6 protein-coding genes and 1 tRNA gene are annotated in these 5,053 nt (G+C 73.4%); 3 read left to right on the top strand and 4 right to left on the bottom strand.

Annotation, left to right across the window (positions count from 1 at the left end):
* Positions 1-277 precede the first annotated feature (277 nt).
* A complete protein-coding gene (locus L1885_RS23385) occupies positions 278-937 on the bottom strand; it encodes a hypothetical protein (RefSeq protein WP_235799145.1) in 660 nt (219 codons plus the stop codon).
* Between the two features lie 47 nt (positions 938-984).
* Between L1885_RS23385 and L1885_RS23380 the strand changes: the two genes are divergently transcribed.
* The gene (locus L1885_RS23380; protein ID WP_235799144.1) at positions 985-1,173 is read left to right on the top strand and encodes a DUF5703 family protein; all 189 of its coding nucleotides are present in this window, start codon (positions 985-987) and stop codon (positions 1,171-1,173) included.
* A 94-nt stretch (positions 1,174-1,267) separates the two neighbouring features.
* Here the strand turns inward: L1885_RS23380 and L1885_RS29275 are convergent, their stop codons facing one another.
* The 3 genes from L1885_RS29275 to L1885_RS23365 all read right to left on the bottom strand — a co-directional run bounded on the left by L1885_RS29275 (position 1,268) and on the right by L1885_RS23365 (position 4,085).
* Entirely contained in the window at positions 1,268-2,149 is an 882-nt protein-coding gene (locus L1885_RS29275) for a chaplin (RefSeq protein WP_235799143.1), read from the bottom strand.
* A gap of 135 nt (positions 2,150-2,284) precedes the next feature.
* On the bottom strand, positions 2,285-2,518 hold the full coding sequence (chpH, locus tag L1885_RS23370) for a chaplin ChpH (RefSeq protein WP_235799142.1): 234 nt from the start codon (positions 2,516-2,518) through the stop codon (positions 2,285-2,287).
* 202 nt (positions 2,519-2,720) lie between these two features.
* A complete protein-coding gene (locus L1885_RS23365; protein WP_268984415.1) occupies positions 2,721-4,085 on the bottom strand; it encodes a M20/M25/M40 family metallo-hydrolase in 1,365 nt (454 codons plus the stop codon).
* Positions 4,086-4,177: 92 nt separating this feature from the next.
* Between L1885_RS23365 and L1885_RS23360 the strand changes: the two genes are divergently transcribed.
* Both L1885_RS23360 and L1885_RS23355 read left to right on the top strand, forming a co-directional pair.
* A tRNA-Leu gene (locus L1885_RS23360) sits at positions 4,178-4,265 on the top strand.
* Between the two features lie 540 nt (positions 4,266-4,805).
* Positions 4,806-5,053: hypothetical protein (locus tag L1885_RS23355; protein ID WP_235799140.1), on the top strand; the 248-nt coding region annotated here is incomplete at its 3' end.

Below are 5,053 nucleotides of genomic sequence, written 5' to 3'. Positions count from 1 at the left end.
GCGCAGCCGCTTGAGCTCCTGGCGCTCAGCGCTGGTCAGCTCACCGGAGCCGCCCTCACCCCGGTCTGCCTTGGCCTTGCGGTACCAGCCGCGCAGAGACTCGGAGCTGATGCCGAGTTCCCGGGCGGCCGCGGGTGCCCGTGCGCGGGCGGCTTCCCCCGAACGGCGGAAAGCCGCCCCCCATGTGCGGGGGCGGCTTCCGGGGCGCGCCGAGAGGCGGGCCGGAGGGCAGGCGAGCGGGCGCGGCGGGCGGGCACCGGCCCTGCGGGGCCCGGCCCTACGCCTCCTGCTCCTCCAGGTCGTCGTCCGCGTCGAGGTCGTCCTCGTCGAAGACCGCGCTCACGTCGAAGCGGCAGACGACCTGCTGCGGGTCCGCCTGCTCGAACGGCGAGGCCAGCCATTCGCCGGGTTCGGGCAGCTCGTCGACCGCCGAGACCCACAGCGTGGAGTCCCCCTCCTCCAGGCCGAACTCCTTGTGGCGCGAGGCGATCTCGTCCGGTTCGTACTCGCCGAAGAGCACGCCGAGTGCCGCGTGCACGCTGCCGCCGACGACGGCTGCCGCACCGGCCGCCGTGGCCACGTCGTCGTCCGCGTCGGCGATGCGCTGTGCCTGTGCCAGGAGCCGTTCCGGTTCGAGGACCGCGTAGTCGCGGCGGATCAGCACGCTCAGCGCGTGCGGTTCCTCGGGGCCCGCGTACGGCGGGAGGGAGTCGTCCGGTTCCGGGATCTCGAAGGGGGTGACCTCGTCGTACCGGTTGTAGAGGCGCTCGTCGTAGACCTCGGCCGCCGCGGCCAGCGCGTTGAACGCCGCGGAAACGTCCTGGTCGTCCTCACCCGTGCGGTTCTCGACTGCCGCCAAGTGCCGGTCGAGGGCGGCCTTGACCGCCTCGGCGGCGGCGCGTACGTCGGCAGCGGTGGGCTGCGCAGCATCAGACATAGTGCAGACGCTATCCGTATCCGGGGTCTGGTCGCACAATAGATGCGATGCCGGAATACGAATTTGTCGACGTGTACGTGCCCCGCGGGGTGTCCCGCACGGATGCCGCCCGTCTGCTGACGGACCATGCCGAGTACGGGCACTGGGAACTGGACCGCCTGACCCTGCACCGGGACGGCAGCCGCCGGGTGCGGCTGCGCAGGCGCATCATCCGACAGGTGCGCGCCACCTGGTGAGCGCCGCCCTGCCCGTGACAGCGGAACGGGCCCCGCCCGTGTGAGGACTGCGGGGCCCGTCCCGGTCTCCGTGTGCGCTCACGCGGCCACGTCGTTACGCGGCGGCGCGGGAGCGGCGGTAGAGGATGGCGCCCGCGAGGACCATGCCGGCGGCTGCCGAACCCGCGATCCCCAGGCCGCCCGCGCCCGTGTGCGCGAGCTGGGCGACGGGCTCGGGGACCGTCTGGGGCTCGGGGGCGTTCGGCGGCACGTTGCGGTGGGTCGCCGGGTGCGGGGCCGGCGGGGTCGCGGGGGTCACCGGCGTGGCCGGGTGGTGCGGGGCGGGGGGCGCCGGGGGCGTCTCCACGTTCGCGCAGGACTCGCCCGTCACCGGGTTGCCCAGGCCGATGACGTCCAGACCGAGGCCGCAGACGTTGACCGGGATGTCGATCGGCACGTCCACGCCGTTGCCGGAGCCGACGCCCGGCGAGTGGGACGAGCCGCCGCCCGCGTGCGACCCGCCACCGGAGTGCGAGCCGCCGCCCTGGTGCGAGCCGCCGGAGTGCGAACCGCCGCCCTGGTGCGCGCCTCCTCCGTGATGCGAACCGCCGCCGTTCCCGTCGCGCGGGGGCGTGCCGCCGCCGTGGTGCGAGCCGCCGTGCGAACCGCTGTCCGAACCGCCGCCGTGGTGGGCGCCCCCGCCCTGGTGGGAGGAGCCGCCGCCCCGGCTGCCGCCGGTGTGGGGCGCCCCGCCGGAGACGTTGGCGCAGTTGTTGCCCATCGCCGGGTTCAGCAGTCCGACGACGTTCACCGTGTTGCCGCACACGTTGACCGGGATGTGCACCGGCACCTGAACGGTGTTGCCGGACAGCACACCCGGCGAACCGACGGCCTTGCCCTCGGCTCCGGAGTCGGCGTGTGCCACTCCCCCGCCGAGGGCGATGACGCCGCCCGCGGCCGCGAAAGTGATCATGCCCTTGCGCGTGCCCTGTCTCATGTCCTGGTTCCTGCCTTCTGCCATGCGGAATGCCCCTGGTCAACGCCGGGGACGGGATGCCCAGTGGCCCCGGAGTGCATGGCTCGCACTCCGGGGCCACCCGGGTTCGGGCCCAGTGCGGGCCGACCTACAACGTCACGCGTTGACGCAGGTGTTGCCGAAGGCGGGGTTCAGCAGCCCGATCACGGAGACCGTGTTGCCGCACACGTTCACCGGGATGTGCACCGGCACCTGAACGACGTTGCCGGAGAGAACACCCGGGGACTGCACGGCGGCACCCTGCGCGCCCGCGTCGGCGGAGGCGATACCGGCGCCCGCGAGCACCAGACCACCGGTGACAGCCGCAGCAGCGACGACCTTCTTGATCATTCTTCCTCCTTGTTGGCAAAGCGCGGCCCCAGCTGCGGACCGCACACCTGTAACGAGGAGGGACTAATGGGGCTACGAGCTTATGGTCGGATTCACTCGTCCCCGTGAGGGGGCCGGACGCACGAGCGAATCGCGCGCCCGGCCCGCCGGCAGACAGAACAGCGCAGGGCAGGACAGGACGGGACGAGGCGGGAGGACCGGCTCAGCAGTGGTCGATGAAGCGGTCCAGGACGCGCGTGCCGAACTTCAGGCCGTCCACCGGGACCCGCTCGTCCACGCTGTGGAACATGCCGGCGAAGTCCAGCTCGGGCGGCAGCCGGAGCGGGGCGAAGCCGAAGCCGCGGATGCCGAGGTCGTCGAAGGACTTCGCGTCCGTGCCGCCGGAGAGCATGTACGGCACGGCTCGCGCGATCGGGTCCTCGGCGCTGAGCGCCGTCTGCATCGCCTCGACCAGGTCGCCGTCGAACGTCGTCTCCACCGCCTTGTCCGCGTGCACGTCCTCGCGCCGCACGCGCGGGCCGAGGATGCGGTCGAGGTCGGTGAGGAACTCGTCCTCGAAGCCCGGCAGGAAGCGGCCGTCCACGTGCGCGGTGGCCTGGCCGGGGATGACGTTCACCTTGTAGCCGGCCCCGAGCATGGTGGGCGCGGCGGAGTTGCGCAGCGTCGTGCCGACCATCTTGGCGATGCCGCCCAGCTTGGTGAGGGTGGCTTCCATGTTCTCCGGGTCGAGCGGGGTGCCGAGGGCGTCGGACAGCTCGTCCAGGAAGGAACGCACGGTCTTCGTCACGCGCACGGGCCACTCGTGCCTGCCGAGGCGGGCGACGGCCTCGCACAGCTCGGTGATCGCGTTGTCCGTGTTGGTCATCGAGCCGTGGCCGGCGGTCCCGTCCACGGTCAGCTTCATCCAGTGCATGCCCTTCTCGGCGGTCTGCACGAGGTAGAGCCGCAGGTCCTCGCGGGCGTCGAAGGAGAAGCCGCCGACCTCGCTGATGCCCTCGGTGACGCCGTCGAACAGGTCCCGGTGGTGGTCGACCAGGTAGCGCGCGCCGTACGTGCCGCCCGCCTCCTCGTCGGCGAGGAAGGCCAGCACGATGTCGCGCGGGGGCTTGCGCCCGCTGCGCATCCGGTCGCGGACGACCGCGAGGGTCATCGCGTCCATGTCCTTCATGTCGATCGCGCCCCGGCCCCAGAGGCAGCCGTCGGCGATCTCGCCGGCGAAGGGGTCGTGCGTCCAGTCGGCGGCGTTCGCCGGGACGACGTCCGTGTGGCCGTGGATCAGCAGGGCGGGCCGCGAGGGGTCCTCGCCCTCGATCCGGGCCACCGTGGAGGCGCGGCCCTTGTGCGACTCGAAGATCTGCGGTTCGAGGCCGACCTCGGCGAGCTTCTCCGCGACGTACTCGGCGGCCGCGCGCTCGCCCGGCCCGGAGTGGTCGCCGTAGTTGCTGGTGTCGATCCTGATCAGGTCGCGGCAGAGGTCCACGACCTCGTCCTCGCCCGCCACCGTCCGGTTGGCGCTCGGCTCGCTCACGCTGCTCACTCCCACGATCGATGCTGGTGATCCCCCCATGGTGCCCCCCGCCACCGGTGTGATCGGAGGCCGCCCGATGTTTGCTATGGTTTCCCACGTCGGAACGGCCGCAGGCCTCCGGCGGACACCTTGTCCGGGTGGCGGAATGGCAGACGCGCTAGCTTGAGGTGCTAGTGCCCTTTATCGGGCGTGGGGGTTCAAGTCCCCCCTCGGACACCAGCGAAGGCCCCAGTTGATCTGGGGTCTTTCCGTTTTCCGGACGAGTCGGCCCCGCGTCGCGGCGGCGGCCCCGCCGGTCGGCCGTGGAGGGCCGGTCCCGGGCACCCGTGCGCGGGCCGGGCCCCGCCCCCGGTACGCGCGCCGCATGATGAGACGGGCGCCGACCGGCGTTGACGCGTCTCGCGCCGGGATGGGAGCCTTTCCCCGTGAGCCAGGCCGAGTACCTCGTGGCGCGGTTGGACGTCGATCTGCGACGCAACGCCAGCGCGATCTGTGCCGACGGCCGCTGAGCCCCTTCCCGTGGCATCCCGCCCGGTGAGCCGACCGCTCGCCCGCGCGGCCACCCCGAAGGCCGGCTGAACCCTCTCCCCCCCTCACTCCCCTCCCCCGGCCGGGCCCGTCGCCGCCCCCGCGCGGCGCGTGCGCCCCGGCCGGAGCCCCCGGCGGCGCCTGTCACCCGGCCGCGCCCCGGACCCGCCCGCGTGACCGCCGGGCCCTACTCCGCCGCCGTCACGCATCTCCTCACGAAGGAGCCCCATCGTGCAGCAGCCCATCGAGATCCACGCCGAGAACGCCGCCGGGACGACCGCGGCGGGCCCGCGGCACCTGCGGGTGGTGACCGCGGGCGAGCCCGCCCAGCCGCTCGTCACGTACGTCGTCCTCGCGCCCACCCATCTGGCGCCCGAGGACCTGTTCTCGCCCCAGGTCCTCGTCCGGCCGCAGGCGCCCGCCGGCCCGCTCCCCGCCGTGCCGGGCGCGGCGCGCCTCGCGGCGGCCGGGGGGCCCCC

This window comes from Streptomyces fuscigenes (assembly GCF_021556455.1).
Classification (GTDB): domain Bacteria; phylum Actinomycetota; class Actinomycetes; order Streptomycetales; family Streptomycetaceae; genus Streptomyces; species Streptomyces fuscigenes.
Note: the sequence above shows the minus strand (reverse complement) of the source record. Positions and strands in the feature narration are given on the sequence as shown.

Coding starts and splice junctions, on each gene's coding strand:
- L1885_RS23385 (WP_235799145.1), bottom strand. CDS start 937: ATGTCTGATGCTGCGCAGCCCACCGCTGCCGACGTACGCGCCGCCGCC.
- L1885_RS23380 (WP_235799144.1), top strand. CDS start 985: ATGCCGGAATACGAATTTGTCGACGTGTACGTGCCCCGCGGGGTGTCC.
- L1885_RS29275 (WP_235799143.1), bottom strand. CDS start 2,149: ATGAGACAGGGCACGCGCAAGGGCATGATCACTTTCGCGGCCGCGGGC.
- chpH (WP_235799142.1), bottom strand. CDS start 2,518: ATGATCAAGAAGGTCGTCGCTGCTGCGGCTGTCACCGGTGGTCTGGTG.
- L1885_RS23365 (WP_268984415.1), bottom strand. CDS start 4,085: ATGGGGGGATCACCAGCATCGATCGTGGGAGTGAGCAGCGTGAGCGAG.